Annotated in this window: 18 protein-coding genes; 7 read left to right on the top strand and 11 right to left on the bottom strand. The window is 72.0% G+C overall.

All coding sequences use genetic code 11. The features are described from left to right. Nucleotides 1-209 precede the first annotated feature (209 nt). Complete coding sequence (locus KO717_RS07100; protein ID WP_301374402.1) at nucleotides 210-1,607, top strand: nucleobase:cation symporter-2 family protein; 1,398 nt, start codon at nucleotides 210-212, stop codon at nucleotides 1,605-1,607. A 127-nt stretch (nucleotides 1,608-1,734) separates the two neighbouring features. Here KO717_RS07100 and KO717_RS37320 read toward each other — a convergent pair whose 3' ends face one another. Then, nucleotides 1,735-2,706, bottom strand: a complete 972-nt coding sequence (locus KO717_RS37320; protein WP_367401512.1) for an MTH938/NDUFAF3 family protein — start codon at nucleotides 2,704-2,706, stop codon at nucleotides 1,735-1,737. 131 nt (nucleotides 2,707-2,837) lie between these two features. Here KO717_RS37320 and KO717_RS07085 point away from each other — a divergent pair, with 131 nt between their 5' ends. After that, nucleotides 2,838-3,227: a VOC family protein gene (locus KO717_RS07085; protein WP_301365103.1), complete on the top strand. Its 390-nt coding sequence runs from the start codon at nucleotides 2,838-2,840 to the stop codon at nucleotides 3,225-3,227. Here KO717_RS07085 and KO717_RS07080 read toward each other — a convergent pair. The 5 genes from KO717_RS07080 to KO717_RS07060 form a co-directional block, all read right to left on the bottom strand. Next, nucleotides 3,208-3,672 (bottom strand): SRPBCC family protein, encoded by a 465-nt coding sequence (locus tag KO717_RS07080; RefSeq protein WP_301365101.1) that lies wholly within the window; start codon nucleotides 3,670-3,672, stop codon nucleotides 3,208-3,210. The genes KO717_RS07085 and KO717_RS07080 overlap by 20 nt on opposite strands. Nucleotides 3,673-3,848: 176 nt before the next feature. Further along, nucleotides 3,849-4,991 (bottom strand): GDSL-type esterase/lipase family protein, encoded by a 1,143-nt coding sequence (locus tag KO717_RS07075; RefSeq protein ID WP_437184630.1) that lies wholly within the window; start codon nucleotides 4,989-4,991, stop codon nucleotides 3,849-3,851. Between the two features lie 322 nt (nucleotides 4,992-5,313). Beyond that, nucleotides 5,314-6,933, bottom strand: coding sequence for a malate synthase A (gene aceB, locus KO717_RS07070; protein WP_301365098.1), 1,620 nt, complete (start codon nucleotides 6,931-6,933; stop codon nucleotides 5,314-5,316). A gap of 252 nt (nucleotides 6,934-7,185) precedes the next feature. Further along, nucleotides 7,186-7,797 carry a nucleotidyltransferase family protein gene (locus KO717_RS07065; RefSeq protein WP_301365096.1) on the bottom strand — a complete coding sequence of 204 codons (612 nt, stop codon included), beginning with the start codon at nucleotides 7,795-7,797 and terminating at the stop codon, nucleotides 7,186-7,188. After that, nucleotides 7,764-7,946, bottom strand: a complete 183-nt coding sequence (locus KO717_RS07060; RefSeq protein ID WP_301365094.1) for a hypothetical protein — start codon at nucleotides 7,944-7,946, stop codon at nucleotides 7,764-7,766. Before KO717_RS07060 ends, KO717_RS07065 begins: the two co-directional genes overlap by 34 nt. An 88-nt stretch (nucleotides 7,947-8,034) precedes the next feature. Between KO717_RS07060 and KO717_RS07055 the strand changes: the two genes are divergently transcribed. Next, entirely contained in the window at nucleotides 8,035-9,522 is a 1,488-nt protein-coding gene (locus tag KO717_RS07055; protein ID WP_301365093.1) for a PLP-dependent aminotransferase family protein, read from the top strand. Between the two features lie 18 nt (nucleotides 9,523-9,540). Here the strand turns inward: KO717_RS07055 and KO717_RS07050 are convergent, their stop codons facing one another. From KO717_RS07050 to KO717_RS07040, 3 genes are all read right to left on the bottom strand, one after another. Further along, complete coding sequence (locus KO717_RS07050) at nucleotides 9,541-10,017, bottom strand: hypothetical protein (RefSeq protein ID WP_301365091.1); 477 nt, start codon at nucleotides 10,015-10,017, stop codon at nucleotides 9,541-9,543. A gap of 110 nt (nucleotides 10,018-10,127) precedes the next feature. Beyond that, a complete protein-coding gene (locus KO717_RS07045; RefSeq protein ID WP_301365089.1) occupies nucleotides 10,128-10,763 on the bottom strand; it encodes a response regulator in 636 nt (211 codons plus the stop codon). Continuing rightward, a complete protein-coding gene (locus tag KO717_RS07040) occupies nucleotides 10,760-12,019 on the bottom strand; it encodes a sensor histidine kinase (protein ID WP_301365087.1) in 1,260 nt (419 codons plus the stop codon). The genes KO717_RS07045 and KO717_RS07040 overlap by 4 nt, the downstream gene beginning before the upstream one ends. 134 nt (nucleotides 12,020-12,153) lie before the next feature. On the opposite strand from KO717_RS07040, the gene KO717_RS07035 reads away from it, so the two are divergent. Both KO717_RS07035 and KO717_RS07030 read left to right on the top strand, forming a co-directional pair. Next, a complete protein-coding gene (locus tag KO717_RS07035) occupies nucleotides 12,154-13,242 on the top strand; it encodes an ABC transporter permease (RefSeq protein ID WP_301365085.1) in 1,089 nt (362 codons plus the stop codon). Continuing rightward, nucleotides 13,239-13,931 carry an ABC transporter ATP-binding protein gene (locus KO717_RS07030; RefSeq protein ID WP_301365083.1) on the top strand — a complete coding sequence of 231 codons (693 nt, stop codon included), beginning with the start codon at nucleotides 13,239-13,241 and terminating at the stop codon, nucleotides 13,929-13,931. Before KO717_RS07035 ends, KO717_RS07030 begins: the two co-directional genes overlap by 4 nt. Before the next feature lie 134 nt (nucleotides 13,932-14,065). Here the strand turns inward: KO717_RS07030 and KO717_RS07025 are convergent, their stop codons facing one another. Further along, a complete protein-coding gene (locus tag KO717_RS07025; RefSeq protein WP_301365082.1) occupies nucleotides 14,066-14,869 on the bottom strand; it encodes an IclR family transcriptional regulator in 804 nt (267 codons plus the stop codon). Between the two features lie 336 nt (nucleotides 14,870-15,205). Here KO717_RS07025 and allB point away from each other — a divergent pair, with 336 nt between their 5' ends. Further along, nucleotides 15,206-16,540, top strand: a complete 1,335-nt coding sequence (allB, locus tag KO717_RS07020) for an allantoinase AllB (RefSeq protein WP_437184629.1) — start codon at nucleotides 15,206-15,208, stop codon at nucleotides 16,538-16,540. Nucleotides 16,541-16,543: 3 nt separating this feature from the next. Then, nucleotides 16,544-17,662 carry an allantoicase gene (gene alc / locus KO717_RS07015; RefSeq protein WP_301365080.1) on the top strand — a complete coding sequence of 373 codons (1,119 nt, stop codon included), beginning with the start codon at nucleotides 16,544-16,546 and terminating at the stop codon, nucleotides 17,660-17,662. 245 nt (nucleotides 17,663-17,907) lie between these two features. Here the strand turns inward: alc and KO717_RS07010 are convergent, their stop codons facing one another. Further along, nucleotides 17,908-18,645, bottom strand: a complete 738-nt coding sequence (locus KO717_RS07010; protein ID WP_301365079.1) for a 3-oxoacyl-ACP reductase family protein — start codon at nucleotides 18,643-18,645, stop codon at nucleotides 17,908-17,910. Nucleotides 18,646-18,809 lie beyond the last annotated feature (164 nt).

Genomic DNA, 18,809 nt, shown 5'->3' with positions numbered 1-18,809 from the left:
CCCCAGCTCACGAACCGGTCCGGCGCGCCCCTGCCGGGCCCTGAGCTGGACCGCAGCGCGGAACCGATGATCGGGCGACTCGTTTCCGCACCCCTTGGGACAAGTATTCGCACCACCCACAACCGCATACAGGCTCGACTCGCACCGCTTTCGCACCACCTCCAAGACACCATGCCCCTGCCGGCGTGTTCAACCGAACGGAGGAAGCCGTGGCCCAGGCGCCCAGGTTTCGCAAAGATGCAGATGCAGTCGCAGTACCGGAGGAGAAGCATCCGGTCGATGAGACCCTGCCTCCGCTGAAAATGTTCACGAGCGGCCTGCAGCACGTGGCCGCCATGTACGCGGGTGTCGTGGCCCCGCCCATGATCGTCGGACCGGCCGTCGGGCTCTCCGCCACCGAGACCGCCTTCCTGATGGGCGCCTCGCTCTTCACGGCAGGCCTCGCCACCCTCCTCCAGACCCTCGGATTCTGGAAGATCGGCGCCAAACTCCCCTTCGTCAACGGCGTCTCCTTCGCCGGAGTGACCCCGATGATCGCGATCGGCAAGGGGGAGGGGGAGAACGCCCTTCCCGTCATCTTCGGCGCGATCATCGTCGCCGGGGTCATCGGCTTCTTCGCCGCCCCCTACTTCGGCAAACTCGTCCGCTTCTTCCCGCCGGTCGTGACGGGTACGGTCATCACCCTCATCGGCGTCTCGCTCCTGCCCGTCGCCTTCAACTGGTCACAGGGCGGGAACCGCACCGCCACCGACTACGGCTCCATGCAGAACATCGGCATGGCCGCCGCCACCCTCGTCATCGTCCTGCTGATGCGCAAGTTCCTGCGCGGCTTCCTCCAGCAGATATCCATCCTGCTCGGCCTGGTCGCCGGCACCCTGATCGCCCTCCCGCTCGGCATGACCAGCTTCGACGCCGTCAAGAACGCCTCGGTGGTCGGCTTCCCGACCCCCTTCCACTTCGGCGCCCCGCAGTTCCAGGTCGCGGCCGTCATCTCGATGTGCATCGTCATGCTGGTCTGCATGACCGAGTCCACCGCCGACATCCTGGCGCTGGGCAGGATCGTCGGCCGTCCGGCGGACGCGAAGACCATCGAGGGCGGCCTGCGCGCCGACACCCTCGGCAGCGCGATCAGCCCGCTGTTCAACGGATTCATGTGCAGCGCCTTCGCCCAGAACATCGGGCTGGTCGCCATGACCAAGGTGCGCAGCCGCTTCGTCGTCGCCGCGGGCGGCGGGATCCTCATCCTGCTCGGCCTGTGCCCGATGGCGGCCTCCGTCATCGGCGTGGTCCCGCTGCCGGTCCTCGGCGGCGCCGGCATCGTCCTCTTCGGCTCGGTCGCGGCCAGCGGCATCCAGACCCTGGCCGGAGCGGCCATGGAGAAGGGCGAGAACGCCCTCATCGTCGCCGCCTCCGTGGGCATCGGCCTGATCCCGATCGCCGCGCCGGAGTTCTACCACGCCTTCCCGAAGGACCTGCTGGTCGTCCTCGACTCCGGCATCAGCACCGGGTGCGTGGTGGCCATCCTGCTGAACCTGGCCTTCAACCACCTCGGCGCCAGGAAGGGCGCGGCCTCGGGGGCCGCGCCGGACCCGGTACCGGTGCACTGACACCCGGCTCCCTGCCCGGCCCCCGCCCGGTCGGTCCGACCGGGCAGCACGGCGGCGCGTACGCCACCCACTGCGGGTGTGGCGTGCGCGCCGCCGTGTCCGTGTCGTGCCCGCCGTCGTGCGCGGCTCAGCAGGTCGACTGGAAGAGGCCGCCGACCCGCCCGTCCCGTGCCAGCCGGTTGTAGATCTCCACGGCCTCGGTCGTTTCCGCCACGTGCACCTCGACCCCGGCCGCCCGGAGCACCTCCAGCGTCTCCGGCACGACCCCGAGGCGCTTTTCCATGCCCTGGCTGAGCACGACCGCCGTCACCCCGAGGTCGAGGAGCTCGCGCACCTCCTGGGGGTGGATGCCGGGATCGTGCCGCGTACCGTGCTCGGACCAGTCCCAGGGGCGGCCACCGCCCGGGTAGAGCTTGAAGTCCTTGCCGGGGGCCAGCCCTTCGGCCTCGATCCGGCCCCACGCGAGGTGAGTGATGCGCGGGGACCGGCCGGCGGCCGGGGCGGACACCGGGGGAGGGGTCCACAGCATCAAGTTGCTCATCAGCTCGGCCTGTTCGATCGCGTCGTCCAAGGCGTGGTGGGTGTGGCGGCGCCGCGACAGCAGCTCGCGCGGCATCCGGCCCTTCACCGCGGCCCGCAGCGGCACCCGCGCCTTCGCGGCGTAGAGGGTCTTCATGTCCAGGCAGCCGGAGTGGCCGAAGGGGCTGTCCCCGCCGAACCGGATCAGGTACCAGTACAGGAAGGTCCAGTCGAAGGAGGCCGGGTAGCCGCACATCACCGGCTGCGCCCCCGCGGACACCTCCCGGACCCAGGCGCGGAATTCGGCCATGGTCGCCGCCGGATCGGCGCCCTCCCGCACCAGTCGGTCGCGGTCCAGCCCGCTCACGGCCAGCGCCTCGGGCACGAACTCCTCACTGATGGGCCGCAACTCCCGGTAGAAGGTGAGCTGTTCCGGATCGGCGGCCGTATACGAAGCGCCGTCCTGGCGGCCCGCGACCGAGGCCCCGAAGCTGATCATCGAATACGGTCCGGGAATGGGTCCGTCGGCCTCGATGTCGACGGAGATGTAGAGACTGGGACGTGCGTCACGGGCTGCCATGCGCCCGAGCATGCCAGCCCCCCTCGCGCCGATCACCCCGATTTCCGCCGGGCGCCGGCGGCCCGGAATCGCCGCCCGGCCGTCCCGGAGGGACCATGGGAAGCGGGGCTCCCCGGACCGGAGGAACAGCCATGTTCGAAAACAGCAGGGCATTCAGCGGATTCGCGGTCGACGACCTGGAGAAGGCCAAGGAGTTCTACGGCACGACCCTCGGCCTGAGCGTCTCCGAGGATCAGGAGATGGGCCTGCTCCGCCTCGACCTCGCGGGCGGCACCACGATCATGGTCTACCCGAAGGAGGACCACCGGCCCGCGGTCTACACGATCCTGAACTTCCCCGTGGACGACGTCGAACGGGCCGTGGACGAGCTCACCGCGCGCGGAGTCGCGTTCGAACGCTACGAGGGCTTCGAGGCGGACGCCAAGGGCATCGTGCACGGCGAGGACGGCATGCCCACGATCGCCTGGTTCAAGGACCCGGCGGGCAACATCCTCTCGGTGCTCACCGCCCCCGACCGGTGACCTGCGCATCGGCGTGCTCGCGTACCGCGATCCGGGCGAGCTTCGTCAGCATCATGCCGTTGCGGATGGCGACGATGTAGTCCACGGGAAGTCCGTGCATCCGGGTACCGGGTCCCCGCAGGGGGTGCCAGTCGAGGGTGAACAGGGTGTTCTCGCCCCAGGGGGCCAGGTGCATGGCGATGCGCGCCGCGCCGAAGGGTTCCGCCCGCGCTTCCAGTTCCAGGCGGCGTTCGGGTTCGCACCGGCGGACCACGCACGTGTCGTCGAGGGTGAGCGGGCCGGCGCCGACCCGGACCTGCAGGCGGGCCCCCACGTCCGGCCAGTGCGGATCCGCGGCCAGGATCCGCTGGGTTCCCGTGACCCACTCGCCGTAACGGTGGCCGTCGGACAGCAGGCGCCAGACCTCGGACGGCGTGCTCAGGATCAGGCGGCGGTTGCGGGCCACGCCGATCACGCTCCCTCCGGACGCGGCGCGCCGCGTCGGGCCCGCGGTCCGTCGCCCAGTCCGTCACCCCCCAGACTCGCGCCGAAGGGGCGTTCGCGCAGTCCCACTGACCCGAACGGGCCCCACGGGGCTCCACCGGGCCGTGTCGCCCGGTGGAGCCCCGACGCCGGGACCTCTCAGGAGGCCGGGGTCAGGAACATGCCCGTCTGGTCCCCGCCCGCGGTGTTCTTGCAGCTGAAGCCGGAGCTCGCGGGCTGGGCCACGACCAGGGCCAGGCAGCGCCCCGCGGCCAGCTGGCCGAAGTAGTTCGGGTGCATGGACTCCTGGATCAGCCCCTGCGACTCGTTGTTGTCGATCCAGCGCGCCCACTCGCTCGTCTTCGCCGAGGCCGGCACGGTGGAGCTCACCTGCTTGCTCGCCTTCGCGCAGACCTCGCGGCCCTGCATCATGTCCCGCAGGTCCAGGAACTGCACGCCCTTGGCCGCCGCGACGCCCTTGATCCGGTTCGCTATCTGCGGCACCAGCGAGTCCCGCGCCCAGTCGGAGTCCCGGTTCCAGAAGGGGCAGCCGCCGGTGTTGAGCCTGCTCCAGTCGCTCTGCGTGTACCGGTTCTCCGCGCCGCGCGGGATCGGCGACGGGTAGGACTGCAGCACGATCCGGTACGAGGAGTCGGCGTACCCGGCCGCGCGCATCACGGCCCGGATCTCGTCCACGGACTTGCCGACCTTGCCCATGACCGCGTCGATCTTCTGGTCGACGCCGTACTGCTGGTCGTCGTAGCAGTAGGAGTTCCAGAGGACGAAGTCGAGCGCGCAGTCCTTGATGATGTCGGCGAAGCCGAGGTCGTTCCCGCCGATGGACAGGGCGATGACCTTGACGTCGTGGCTCGCGGCCACCGCGGCGAGCTGATCGGCCTGCGGGGCCTCGCCCTTGTAGGAGACGCCGCCGTTGGAGGCGCGGAACACGTTGTCCGAAACCGCCCCGGAACAGGCGAGGTTCACGGCGACATCGGCGATCGCCCCGGCGCTGCGCACCTCGGCGGAGTCGGAGCGGTGGCATCCGCCGGCGGTGGTCCCGTAGACCTTGGCGGGGTCGTAGGTGCTGCCGCTGACCCAGCCCCGGTCGGTCCCGTTCCGGCTGCCGCTGTTGGTGAGGCTGTTGCCCTTCCAGCGCCCGGCCTCGCCGGAGATGTAGCTGTCGCCCATGGACACCACGGCGGTGGGTCCCGTTCCCGGGCTGGCGGCGGAGGTTCCGGCTCCGCCGGCCAGCAGTGCGGCGGCGAGCGGTACGGCCATTCCGGCCCCGGCCAGCCGTCGCATCCGGCTGCGGTCCCGGTCCTTGCTGACGTTGCGGAATCCGATCACTGCGGAACTCCTGCGTTCGGCCACGCCGAAGTCGGCGACGACTGTGTCGCGTGGCTGGGAAGTGGGGGTACCGCCGGCCGGTGGCATCGGAAAGGTGACACGGGGCCACTTGTTACCGCTAGGTACAGTCACGTTACGAACGAGTAACGACCGACCGATCGTTCGGGAGTTGGTTCCTCCTGTTGTGGAACGCAAACGGCTCCGCCCCCGTGCCGTGAGGCGACGGGGGCGGAGCCGATAGGCTTCGGCCGCTGTGCGTTCCGGCCGAATCCGGGTATCAGCCGACCAGCTGGTCGTAGGCGGGGAGGGTCAGGAAGTCCGCGTAGTCCGCGTCCAGGGAGACCTGGAGGAGGAGGTCGTGGGCCTGCTTCCACTTGCCGGACGTGAAGGCCTCCTCGCCGACCTCGGCGCGGATGGCGGTCAGTTCCTCGGCCGCGATCTTGCGGGTCAGTTCGGCCGTGGCCGTCTCGCCGTTCTCGAACACGACGCCCGCGTTGATCCACTGCCAGATCTGCGAGCGCGAGATCTCGGCGGTGGCCGCGTCCTCCATCAGACCGAAGATGCCGACGGCGCCGAGGCCGCGCAGCCACGCCTCGATGTAGCGGATGCCGACCTGGACCGCGTTGCGCAGGCCCTCGTACGTCGGCCGCGCGTCCAGCGAGTCGATCGCGATGAGCTCGCCCGGGGCCACCGAGACGTCCTCGCGCAGCCGGTCCTTCTGGTTCGGCTTCTCGCCGAGCACCGCGTCGAAGGAGGCCATCGCGATCGGGACCAGGTCGGGGTGGGCGACCCAGGAGCCGTCGAAGCCGTCGCCCGCCTCGCGGTCCTTGTCGGCCTTGACCTTCTCGAAGGCGACCTTGTTGACCTCGGCGTCCTTGCGGGACGGGATGAAGGCCGCCATGCCGCCGATGGCGTGCGCGCCGCGCTTGTGGCAGGTGCGGACCAGCAGTTCGGTGTACGCCCGCATGAACGGGGCGGTCATCGTCACCGCGTTGCGGTCCGGCAGGACGAACTTCTCGCCGCCGTCACGGAAGTTCTTGACGATGGAGAAGAGGTAGTCCCAGCGGCCCGCGTTCAGGCCGGCCGCGTGGTCGCGCAGCTCGTAGAGGATCTCCTCCATCTCGTACGCGGCGGTGATCGTCTCGATGAGGACGGTCGCGCGGACGGTGCCCTGGGGGATGCCGACGTAGTCCTGGGCGAAGATGAAGATGTCGTTCCAGAGGCGGGCCTCCAGGTGCGACTCCGTCTTCGGCAGGTAGAAGTACGGGCCCTTGCCGAGGTCGATCAGACGCTTGGCGTTGTGGAAGAAGTACAGGCCGAAGTCCACGAGCGAGCCGGAGGCCGGGCCGCCCTCGAAGCGCAGGTGACGCTCCTCCAGGTGCCAGCCGCGCGGCCGCATCACGACGGTGGCGAGCTGGTCGGCGGGCTTCAGCGCGTACGCCTTGCCGGTGCGCGGGTCGGTGAAGTCGATGCGACGCTCGTACGCGTCGATGAGGTTGAGCTGGCCGAGGACGACGTTCTCCCAGGTGGGAGCGGAGGCGTCCTCGAAGTCGGCGAGCCAGACCTTGGCGCCCGAGTTCAGGGCGTTGATGGTCATCTTGCGGTCCGTCGGACCGGTGATCTCCACGCGACGGTCGTTCAGCGCGGCCGGGGCCGGCGCCACCTTCCAGTCGCCCTCGCGGACCTGTGCGGTGTCCGGGAGGAAGTCGAGGGTGGAGGTCCGGGCGATTTCGGCACGGCGCTCGGCGCGGCGGGCGAGGAGCTCGGCGCGGCGGGGGGCGAACCGCCGGTGGAGCTCGGCCACGAAGGCGAGGGCCGCTTCGGTGAGGACTTCGTCCTGCCGGGGCAGGGGCTCGGCGTCGACGATGGCCAGCGGGGACGGCGCTGGTGCGGACATATCTGTCACTCCTTCAGCGGCGGTGCCTGGCGGCCGCGGGGGAATGCTCGCGCGAGACGGCACGCAGTGCCGTCGGGTGTGGAGAGTTCCGGAATACGGTCGCGGGCGCCGTCTGGGGGTTCAGGGCGCTTCTGACCAGTGGATAGTAATTTCCTCATGGTGGAAGTTCAATGGTTTGTTGATGTCGAGATTCTCTGAGTCGACAGATTCCGCTTCCCGGTGGCCCTCAGTGCCATCGCCGTCACACCGTGCTCAGACGAGTCGTGCCAGGTCGGGCGGCGTGTCGATGTCGAAGGCCTCCGCGATGTCCGAGCACTCCACCAGCATGAGCTCTTCGGCATGTCGCGCAAGATGCACCCGCGCGCCCTTGTCGCCGGTCGCCGTCGCGGCGATGTCGGCCCAGCGGTCCGCCCCGAACAGCACCGGATGGCCGCGCTCCCCGCCGTACGCCGCCGCCACCAGGCTCGTGGGGGAGCGGTACGCCGCCAGTACCCGGGCCACCGCCGCCGGGCCGATGCCCGGCTGGTCCACCAGCGAGACCAGGGCCGCGCGGGCGCCCGTACCGGCGAGGGAGGTGAGGCCGACCCGCAGCGAGGAGCCCATCCCCTGCGCCCAGTCCGGGTTGTCCACGACCACGCAGCCCGCCAGGTCCGCGCGCTCGCGGACCTCGGCCGCCGAGGCGCCGAGCACCACGTGCACCGGGCCGCAGCCCGCCTCCCGCAGGACCCGTACGGCGTTCTCGACGAGCGGTCGGCCACGGTAGGGGAGCAGGGCCTTGGGGCGTCCGCCGAGCCGGCGGCCGCCGCCGGCGGCCAGCAGCAGGCCCGCGATCAGGGGTGGATCGGAGTGTGTGTGGGATGACATGTCACCGATTCTCGCTGCTGCGTGCGCGCGCGTGACCGCCGTGCCAGGGTGCGCCGTACGGAGGCCAGCGCGGCCCCGATCCACAGCGGACGGGCGATCCGGTTCTCGGCGGCGGCCAGCAGGGCACGTTCGTCACGGTCGGTCAGCATCTCGGGATCTCCTTGCCAATCGAGGGCCAATACAGCGAGTCTGGTCCTCGATTGGCCTGGCCGTCAGAGCCAATCAGGGGAGGTTGGCATGGCAATCGGGCGAGTGGTCCAGACAGCGGACAGAACCATGGGCAGCCGTCAGCTCGCGGCCCTGCTGCCCGCCGACGTCCTGGCCCGCCCCGGCTACCGGGCGCTCGCCGACGCCGTCCGCACGCTGATCCTCGACGGACGCATCGCCCTGCACGTCCGGCTGCCCGCCGAACGCGAACTCGCCGAGGCGGTCGGCGCCAGCCGGGCCACCGTCACCGGCGCCTACGACCTGCTGCGCGAGAGCGGCTACGTCCGCAGCCGGCGCGGCTCCGGAACCTGGACCGAGCTCCCCGACGGCCACCGCCCGGTCGGCGCCCACGCCCTCCTCGGCGCCGGCGGCTACAGCGCCGACGGCGATCCCGGTGTCGACCTCGCCATCGCCGCCATGGGGGCACCGCAGGACAGCCTGGCCGACGCCTTCGCCCGGGCGGCGCCCCGGCTGCCCGAGTTGGCCCGCAGCCCCGGCTACCACCCCTTCGGCCTGCCCGACCTGCGCAGCGCCGTCGCCGACCGGTTCACCCGGCGCGGGCTCCCCACCCGCCCCGAGCAGATCCTGGTCACGGCCGGGGCCCAGCAGGCCTTCTCGCTGGTCGTCAGCCTGCTCTGCGGGCCCGAGGACCGGGTCGTGACCGAGAACCCGACCTACGCCAACGCCCTCGACGCCCTGCGCCACGCGCGGCTGCGCACCGGATCCATCGCCGTCTCCGACGCGGGATGGGACCTGGAGATAGCCGAGTCCACGCTGCGCCAGACCGTGCCCAGGCTGGCGTACGTGATCCCCGACTTCCACAACCCGACGGGCGCGCTGATGCCGCCGGAGCAGCGGCTGCGGCTGCTCGCGGTGACCCGTGCCACCGGGACCTGGCTGGTCGTCGACGAGACGATCGCCGACATCGCACTGGACGTGCCCGCGCCCGCGCCGCTGGCCTCCCTCGCCCCGCGCGGGGGCGCGGACCACGTGATCACCATCGGCTCGCTCAGCAAGACGCACTGGGGCGGGCTGCGGGTGGGGTGGATCCGGGCCACAGCGAAGATGATCACGGAGCTGACGGCCGTACGGGTCTCCGCCGACATGACCGGCTCGGTGCTCGACCAGCTGGTCGCGCTCCCGCTGCTGGACGGCATGGAACGGGAGCTGCCCGCACGGCTGGCGCAGCTGCGGAGCCGGCGCGAGGCCCTGGTGCGGGCACTCCAGCGGCACACCCCGGAATGGTCCTGGCAGGTCCCGCCGGGCGGACTCTCGCTCTGGGTCGACCTGGGCGAGCCGGTCAGCTCCGCCCTGGCCGAGCGGGCCGCCGCGGCCGGGGTGCACATCGGCCGCGGCGCGCGCTTCGGGGTGGACCCGGGCACCTTCGAGCACCGGCTCCGGATCCCGTACACGCTCCCCGCCGACCGGCTCGACGAGGGCATCCGTCGCCTCGCGAGCGCCTTCCACGAGGGGGTCCCGCTGCCGCCGGCGGTGGAACGGCCGCACTGGGTGGCGTAGAGCGTGCCCTGTCGCGGCCTACGCGGACCTGCGGAAGTACCGGTTCGCGGCCGGGCGGAACATCAGGACCACCGCCGTCAGCACGGCCGCGAGATGGACCGTCCTGCTGACCCTGAAGACCCACTCCAGGGCGTCCGCGTGAGCGAGCGCGGCGGAGAGCGACCCGCCGTCGAGGAGGTATCCGAGCGGTCCGACCAACAGCGAGGCCGTGCCGAGGATCCCGAGGCCGATCGCCAGGCTGATCCGGGCCCAGCCGGCGCCGCGGCGCATGCGTAAGGCGACCAGCACGGCCGCGGTGAACACGGCCAGCCGCACCGCCAGACCCGCACCGATCCCGTCGGCCGGAGCCCGGCCCACCATCAGTGCGGTCTCGAAGGCGCCCGCGGCCACGGCGGTGACCCAGAGCGCGAAGGCGGCCCGGACGGCGGCGGGCGGCGGGCCGGGGTCGCGGCGCTCCGCCGTACGGCGCGCGGGGATGGAGGTGGCAGGCATCATGGGCTCGCTCTCGTTCCGGGGGCTCGTTGGCTCGACACCCCCGATGCTCCCGTCGGCGCGCGCCGCGTACCCGCCTGCAGCCCCGCCTGTCCGCCCTGGGGTCAGCCCCCCTACGGGGTGCGGATCAGCCGGCGGGTGGCGGCCGCCGCGACCGCCGAGGTGCGGGAGTCGACGCCGAGCTTGGCGTAGACGTGCACCAGGTGGGACTTGACGGTGGCCTGGCTGAGGAAGAGCTTCTTGGAGATCTGCTGGTTCGACAGGCCGTCCGCGACCAGTTGCAGCACCTCCAGCTCCCGCTTCGTCAGCGCCTCCGCGGGAGTCCGCATCCGGTCCATCAGACGCAGCGCCACCGCCGGGGCCAGCGCCGACTGGCCCGCGGCGGCCGTGCGCACCGCCGCCGCGAGCTCCTCCGGCGGGGCGTCCTTGAGCAGATAGCCGGAGGCGCCCGCCTCCACCGCGGCCAGGATGTCCGCGTCCGTGTCGTACGTGGTCAGCACCAGCACCCGGGGCGCGCCCGGCCGGGCGGTGATCAGGGCCGTCGCCTCGGAGCCGTGCATACCGGGACCGGGACCGAACTGGAGGTCCATCAGCACCACGTCCACCGGTTCACCGGCGGCCAGTTCCACCGCGCGCTCGGCGGTCGCCGCCTCGGCCACCACCGCGAAGTCCGGTTCGGTGTCCAGCACCGCGCGCAGCCCGGCCCGGACCACCGGGTGGTCGTCGGCGAGCAGGAGACGGATGGTCACAGGGCCTCCACGGCGTCCGGATGCAGTGCGTGATCCGCGTGTTCCAGGTGTTCCAGGGGCAGCGGCAGTGTGACGGCCACGGCCGTGCCCTGGCCGGGGTCGGACTCCACGGTGAACAGCCCGCCCAGGGTCTCGGCGCGCGAGCGCATCGCGGGCAGCCCGAAGCCGCCGTCGCCCGCGCCGGAGGCGACCGAGGACGGGTCGAAGCCGTGCCCGTCGTCGACGATGTCCAGGGTGACCGAGGCGTCCATGAACGTCAGGGTGATCTCGGCGCGCCCGGCCCGCGCGTGCCGCACCACATTGGCCAGTGCCGACTGGGCGATCCGCAGCAGGGCCACCTCGTACGGCGTGGGCAGAACCCGCGGGCTGCCGCTCAGCGAGAACCGCACGCGCGGTCCCGGGACCCCCGCGCACAGCCGTTCCAGAGCGGCCGCGAGCGACCCGCGCTCCAGGTCCGGCGGCGTGAGGGCCCGTACGAAACGACGCGCCTCGGCGAGGTTCTCCTGGGCCGCCTCGCGCGCCCGGGCGATGTGCTCCAGCGCCGGAGCCTGTGGGGGCAGCGCCCGCTCGGCCGCCCGCAGCAGCAGCTGGATGGAGGACAGCCCCTGGGCGAGGGTGTCGTGGATCTCCCGGGCCAGGCGCTCCCGCTCGGCCAGGATCCCCGCACCCCGCTCGGCCGCGGCCAGCTCGGCCCGGGTGGTGATCAGCTCCTCGATCAGCTCCCGGCGGCGCTCGCTCTCGCGGTACAGCGCCTGGTAGCCCAGCACGGTCGCCACCGCCACCGCCCCGCCCAGCAACGGCCCGAGGAAGGCTCCGGGAGTCACCGAGCTGCTGTGCGCGAGGAATCCGGCGATGGCCGCGCACGCGGTCACCGCGACGGCCGCCACCCCCCAGCGCAGCCGCAGCAGGTGCAGTTCCAGGAAGTACAGCGGGAAGGCGATCCACAGCCCGTCGGGGCAGACCACGAGCAGCGCCGCCCAGGCCGCGCCGAGCCCGGCCAACCACAGGGCCCCGGCGCGCGGCGAGCTGTGCACGGCGGGGGCCCGTACACCGCCCGCGTAGACGGCGGCGAGCACCGCGCAGGCGGCGATCACCCAGCCGGCCCGCGGCGCGGAGTCGGTGACGGCCCGCCCGGCGGCGAGCGCGAGCAGGCCGAGGAGCAGCGCGTGCAGGCACAGCCGCAGCACCTTCGACACGGGCGTCAGGGCGCGCGCGGCGGGGAGGGCGGGGAGATCGGGGGAAACAGGAGCAGTCATGTCCGGACCAGCGTAAGTGGGGGCGGACCGGACCCGGTCAACCGAAAGTTCGATGTCCGGGCACACCCTTCGATACGAGGATCACTACTGTGGCGCGATGCCTTGTGTCCACGCGGAAGACCAAGGTGGGGAACATGTTCGTCGCATGGAGAGATCTACGGTTCGCCAAGGGCCGATTCGCCCTCATGGGCTCGGTCGTGCTGCTCATCACGCTGCTGGTGGGCCTGCTGTCCGGGCTCACCTCCGGCCTGGCCCGGGAGAACATCTCGGCCATCACCGGTCTGCCCGCCACGCACCTTGCCTTCGCCGCGCCCACCGGGGACCAGAAGGTGTCCTTCACCAGCTCCCAGGTGCCCGAGCCCGCCTGGCTGGCCTGGCGCAAGCAGCCCGGCGTGACGGCAGCGGAGCCGCTCGGCATCCGCACCACCAACGCCGTCTCGGGTGAGCGCACCGCCGCGGTCTCGGTCTTCGGGGTGGACTCCGCAGGCGGGCTCGCACCGCGCGACGCCGGCCTCACCCAGGGCCAGGTGGTCCTGACCGAGAAGGCGGCGAAGGAGCTGGGCGGCCTGACCGCCGGGGCCAAGCTCAAGATCGGCCCGCTGGAACTGACCGTGGCGGGCGTGTCAGGCACCGCCGCCTACAGCCACACCCCGGTCGTCTGGATGGACCTGGGCGACTGGCAGCGCGTCGGCAACCCCGGCACCTCCCTCGACACCGTCGCCACCGTCGTCGCCGTCTCCGGAGGCGGCGGCATGGACCTCGGCGCGGCGGACGAGGCCGCCGGGACCAAGGCACAGACCGTCGACGAGGCCCTGGGCGCCATAGGCTCCTACCAGGCCGAGAACGGCTCGCTGCAGCTGATGCGCGGCTTCCTGTTCGTCATCTCCGCCCTGGTGATAGGCGCCTTCTTCACGGTGTGGACGATCCAGCGCAGCGGGGACATCGCCGTCCTGAAGGCACTGGGTGCCTCCACCCCGTACCTCCTGAAGGACGCGCTCGGCCAGGCCGTCGTGATGCTCGCCATCGGTACCGGGCTGGGCACCGCGCTCGCCGCCGGCTTCGGCGCGCTGATCAGCGGCGGCCCCGTGCCCTTCGTGCTCGACGCCGCCACCGTGCTCGTCCCCGCCGCGATCATGATCCTGCTCGGCGCGCTGGGCGCTGCCCTGTCCATCCGGCGGATCACCGCCGTCGACCCGCTGACCGCCCTCGGGAGCGCCCGATGACCCTCCTCGTCCACGACGTCACGCTGACCTACCCCGACGGCGAGAGCCGGCTCACCGCCCTCGACTCGGTCGGCCTGGAGGTGCCCGCCGGCGCGCTGACGGCCGTCATAGGCCCCTCCGGCTCCGGCAAGTCCAGCCTGCTCGCGGTCGCCGCCACCCTCGTCACCCCGGATTCCGGCCGGGTCGTCGTCGCGGGCCAGGACACCACGAAGCTCGGCCCCGCCGAGAAGTCGGCCCTGCGCCGGGAGAAGATCGGCATCGTCTTCCAGCAGCCGAACCTGCTGGCTTCGCTGACCGCCGCCGAACAGCTCCAGGTCATGGCACACCTCTCCGGCCGCCCCTCGCGGGCGCTGCGCCGGCGGGCGCTGGAGCTGCTGGACGCGGTGGGCCTGGCCGACAAGGCCGACAAGCGCCCCCACCAGCTCTCCGGCGGCCAGCGGCAGCGGATCAACATCGCCCGCGCCCTGATGAACGAGCCCGCCGTGCTGCTGGTCGACGAGCCGACCAGCGCGCTCGACCACGAGCGCGGTGCGGCCGTGCTCGACCTGCTGGTCACCCTGACCCGGGAGCGCTCCACGGCCACGGTGCTGGTCACGCACGACCACGCGCACCTGGAGCGGATGGACGGTACGGCGACGATGACGGACGGCAGCCTGACCCTGACCCCGACCCCGGTGCCCGCGCCCTGAACGGCGTACGGAAAGGCATACGGAAAGGCATACGGACGGCGTAGGGAGGGCTCATACGGAAGGCGTACGCAAAAGGCCCCGGCCGCCCCTGCGAAGCGAGGGGGCGGCCGGGGCCTTCGTACGGCTGCGTGAGCCTACGCGGGGCTCTGGTTGGCCAGGGCCACCGAGAGCTCGGCGGCCACACCCTGCAGGATCGGCACGAAGGACTCGGCCACGGCCTCCGTGACCCGGCCCGCCGGACCCGAGATGGAGATCGCGGCGGCGGTCGGCGAGTTCGGCACCGACACGGCGAGGCAGCGGACTCCTATCTCCTGCTCGTTGTCGTCGACCGCGTAGCCCACCTTGCGGACGTGCTCCAGCGCGTCGAGGAAGCCCTCGGGGGTGGTGATGGTCTTCTCGGTCGCCGCCGGCATCCCGGTGCGGGCCAGCAGGGCCCGTACCTCGTCGGCCGGGGTGTAGGCGAGGAGCGCCTTGCCCACGCCGGTGGAGTGCGGGAGCACCCGGCGGCCGACCTCGGTGAACATGCGCATGGAGTGCTTGGACGGCACCTGGGCGACGTAGACGATCTCGTCGCCGTCGAGGAGGGCCATGTTCGCCGTCTCCCCGGTCTCCTCGACCAGGCGGGCGAGGTAGGGGCGGGCCCAGGTGCCCAGCAGGCGCGACGCGGACTCGCCGAGGCGGATCAGACGGGGGCCGAGGGAGTACCGTCGATTGGGCTGCTGGCGTACGTAGCCGCACGCCACCAGCGTGCGCATCAGGCGGTGGATCGTGGGCAGAGGCAGACCGCTGGCGGCGGAGAGCTCGCTGAGGCCGACCTCGCCCCCGGCATCGGCCATGCGTTCGAGCAGGTCGAAGGCGCGCTCAAGAGACTGGACGCCACCGCTGGCGGCGGGGGTCTTCGAGGAAGCGTCGGTGGTGCTGGCGCTGGACGTCGGCACGGCGCGGTCCTTTCGGTGCTGGCAGGCAAGGGAGCAGCCTACCCGGCGGTCGGCGTCGGCCCCAGTGTTGGGGTCGAGGTCGTCTCCGCCGGTCAGAGAGGGTTTGTCCTGGTGGCGGACGTCCTCGGGAAGTTATCCGCCCGGTTGCCGGTGGTGGTAGCTACATTCTGTATAGCGAAATCTTAATTCCATGCTGTGGAAACATCCAATTGCGGTCCTGGTGTGTCAGTGGTCCGTCCGGACGCTCTTGACTGGGTACCGATCGCCGGGAAGACTCCGTCAACAGAACGTTGAATTTCGCTCTGTGGAAGTAGATGGGGAGGTTCGGTGGCCGACGTGGCTGTGGAACTGGTACTGCGCTCGACGCGCGTCATCACCCCCGAGGGGACGCGTGCCGCCTCGGTGGCCGTCGCCGGCGGGAAGATCGCGGCCGTGCTGGCGTACGAGGCCGAGGTACCGGCCGGAGCCCGGCTGGAGGACTTCGGCGACGACGTCCTGCTCCCCGGCCTGGTCGACACCCACGTCCACGTGAACGACCCGGGCCGCACCGAGTGGGAAGGCTTCTGGACGGCCACCCGCGCCGCGGCGGCCGGCGGCATCACCACGATCCTCGACATGCCGCTCAACTCCCTCCCGCCGACCACCACGGTCGACAACCTGCGCGTCAAGCAGGAGGTCGCCCGCGCCAAGGCGCACGTCGACGTCGGCTTCTGGGGCGGCGCCCTGCCGGACAACGTCAAGGACCTGGCACCGCTGCACGACGCCGGCGTCTACGGCTTCAAGTGCTTCCTGTCGCCCTCGGGCGTGGACGAGTTCCCCGAGCTCGACCAGGAGCAGCTGGCCACCTCCCTCGCCGAGATCACCGGCTTCGGCGGCCTGCTGATCGTGCACGCCGAGGACCCGCACCACCTCGACGCCGCCCCCGTCGTCCCCGGCCCCAAGTACGCCGACTTCCTCGCCTCCCGGCCGCGCGACGCCGAGAACACCGCGATCGGCAACCTGATCGCCCAGGCCAAGCGGCTGAACGCGCGCGTGCATGTGCTGCACCTGTCCTCCTCCGACGCGCTGCCGCTGATCGCCGCCGCCAAGGCCGAGGGCGTCCGCATCACCGTCGAGTCCTGCCCGCACTACCTCACCCTCACGGCCGAGGAAGTGCCGGACGGCGCCAGCGAGTTCAAGTGCTGCCCGCCCATCCGCGAGGCCGCCAACCAGGACCTCCTGTGGGACGCGCTCGCCGACGGCACGATCGACTGCATCGTCTCCGACCACTCGCCCTCCACCGCGGACCTGAAGACCAGCGACTTCTCCACCGCCTGGGGCGGCATCTCCTCCCTCCAGCTGGGCCTGCCCGCCATCTGGACCGAGGCGCGCCGCCGCGGCCGGACCCTGGAGGACGTCGTCCGCTGGATGTCCGCCGCCCCGGCGCACCTCGCGGGCCTTGGCCAGAAGGGCGCCATCGAAGCCGGCCGCGACGCCGACTTCGCCGTCCTGGCACCTGAAGAAACGTTCACTGTGGACCCGGCCGAGCTCCACCACCGCAACCAGGTCACGGCGTACGCGGGCAAGACCCTGCACGGCGTCGTGAAGTCCACCTGGCTGCGCGGTGAGCAGATCGCCGACCACGGCACCCCGACCGAGCCCACGGGCCTCCTCCTCGAAAGGCAGAACTGACCAGTGGCGATTGAATCCTTCACCGGTAACGCGAACCCGTACGGAGGCGGCGACCCGTACGCGGACTACCGCACCGCGGACTTCCCGTTCACCCAGTACGCGAACCTCGCCGCCCGTGAGCTGGGCGCCGGTGTCATCGCCGCCAACGACGAGTTCTTCGCCCAGCGCGAGAACCTGCTGATCTCCGAGGCTGCGCACTTCGACCCGGAGGACTTCGGCCACAAGGGCAAGGTCATGGACGGCTGGGAGACCCGCCGCCGCCGTGGCGTCTCCGCCACCCAGCCCTGGCCGACCGCCGAGGACCACGACTGGGCGCTCGTACGCCTGGGCGCCCCCGGCATCATCCGCGGCATCGTCGTCGACACCGCCCACTTCCGCGGCAACATGCCGCAGGCCGTCTCCGTCGAGGCCACCAACTGGGCGGGCGCCCTCGCGCCGACCCCGGAGGAGCTCCAGGGCGACGACGTGAAGTGGACGACCATCGTCGCCCGCACCCCGGTCGGCGGCCACGCGGCCAACGGCTTCGAGGTGGACGTCGAACAGCGCTTCACCCACCTGCGCGTCAACCAGCACCCCGACGGCGGAATCGCCCGCCTGCGCGTCTACGGCGAGGTCCTGCCCGACCCGAAGTGGCTCGACGCGCTCGGCTCCTTCGACGTGGTGGCCCTGGAGAACGGCGGCTCCGTCCAGGACGCCTCCAACCGCTTCTACTCCCCGCCGACCAACACCATCAACCCGGGCCGTTCCCGCAAGATGGACGACGGCTGGGAGACCGCGCGCCGCCGCGACAACGGCAACGACTGGATCCGCTACCAGCTCGTCGCCGAGTCCGAGATCCGTGCCGTCGAGATCGACACCGCGTACCTCAAGGGCAACTCGGCCGGCTGGGCCTCCCTGTCGGTCAGGACCGGCGAGGAGGGTGAGTGGACGGAGTTCCTGCCGCGCACCCGCCTGCAGCCCGACACCAACCACCGCTTCGTCCTGGACGCCCCGGCGGTCGGCACCCACGTCCGGATCGACATCTTCCCGGACGGCGGCTTCTCCCGCCTGCGCCTGTACGGCTCCCTGACGGAGGCCGGCGCGGCGGCGCTGACCGCCCGCCACCAGGAGCTGGGCGGCTAGCCACACAGCGCGCGGAGCCCGCCCCGAGGGCCGACACCCCCGGGGCGGGCTCCGCCGTGCTCAGCCCCGCCGGCGTCCGAGGGGCGGACCCGAATCCAGCCCGGCCGGTGTCCGGTGCGCGGACCCGAATCCAGCCCCGCCGGCGTTTGAGGCGCGGGGTCCGGGGCGGAGCCCCGTGCACGCGGCCCGCACCCGCCCACCGGCGTGCGCCGACCCGGGACCCGCCCGCACGCCCGGCCGGAGGGCTACGCGGCGTGCCCGCCGTCGACGGCGAACTCCGCCCCCGTGACGTACGAGGCCTCCTCGCCCGCGAGGAAGGACACCACGGCCGCCACCTCCCGCGGCGTGCCGAACCGGCCCAGCGCCGTCAGCGCCGCCTGCGGGCCCGCGTAGGGTCCGTCCGCCGGGTTCATGTCCGTGTCCACCGGCCCCGGGTGCACGATGTTCGCGGTGATCCCGCGCCCGCCCAGCTCCCGGGCGAGGGCCTTGGTCAGCCCGGTCAGCGCCGACTTGCTCAGGGCGTAGAGCGTCCCGCCCGGCCCCGGCACCCGCTGGGTCATGCAGCTGCCGATCGTGATGATCCGCCCGCCGGACCCGAGGTGCGCGGCCGCGGCCTGCGTCGTGTGGAACACCCCGCGCACATTGACCGCGAGTACGCGCTCCACGTCGGCCGGGGCCGGCTCCGCCAGCGGCCCGAGCACGCCCACACCGGCGTTGTTCACCAGCACGTCGAGCCGCCCGAACCGCCGTACGGTCTCCCCGACGGCGTTCGCGACCTGGGCGGGGTCCCCCGCATCGGCCCGCAGCGCGACGGCCCGCCGTCCCAGAGCCTCGACCTTCCCGACGACCTCGGCCGCGGCCTCCGCGTCGCTGACGTAGGTGATCGCGACGTCGGCCCCGTCCTCGGCGAGCCGCAGCGCGACGGCCGCCCCGATCCCCCGGCTTCCCCCGGTCACCAGGGCCGCGGTGTTGTTGCTGTCCATGCCGTTCCTCCCGCATCAGTTGGTTGCGAGTTCAATCAAATCCTCCCGGGACCCACCCCGCTGGCAGGAATCCGACCTCGCGTTCCGAGTGGGGAAGGGGCGCGGGAGGGGAACGCCGGAGCGCCCTGCCAGGAGTGATCTCCCGGCAGGGCGCTCGCGGTTGC

The sequence above is a fragment of the Streptomyces xanthophaeus genome, from assembly GCF_030440515.1.
Taxonomy (GTDB): domain Bacteria; phylum Actinomycetota; class Actinomycetes; order Streptomycetales; family Streptomycetaceae; genus Streptomyces; species Streptomyces kutzneri.
The sequence above is the reverse complement of the archived record's forward strand: the minus strand, read 5'-3'. Positions and strand labels throughout refer to the sequence as shown.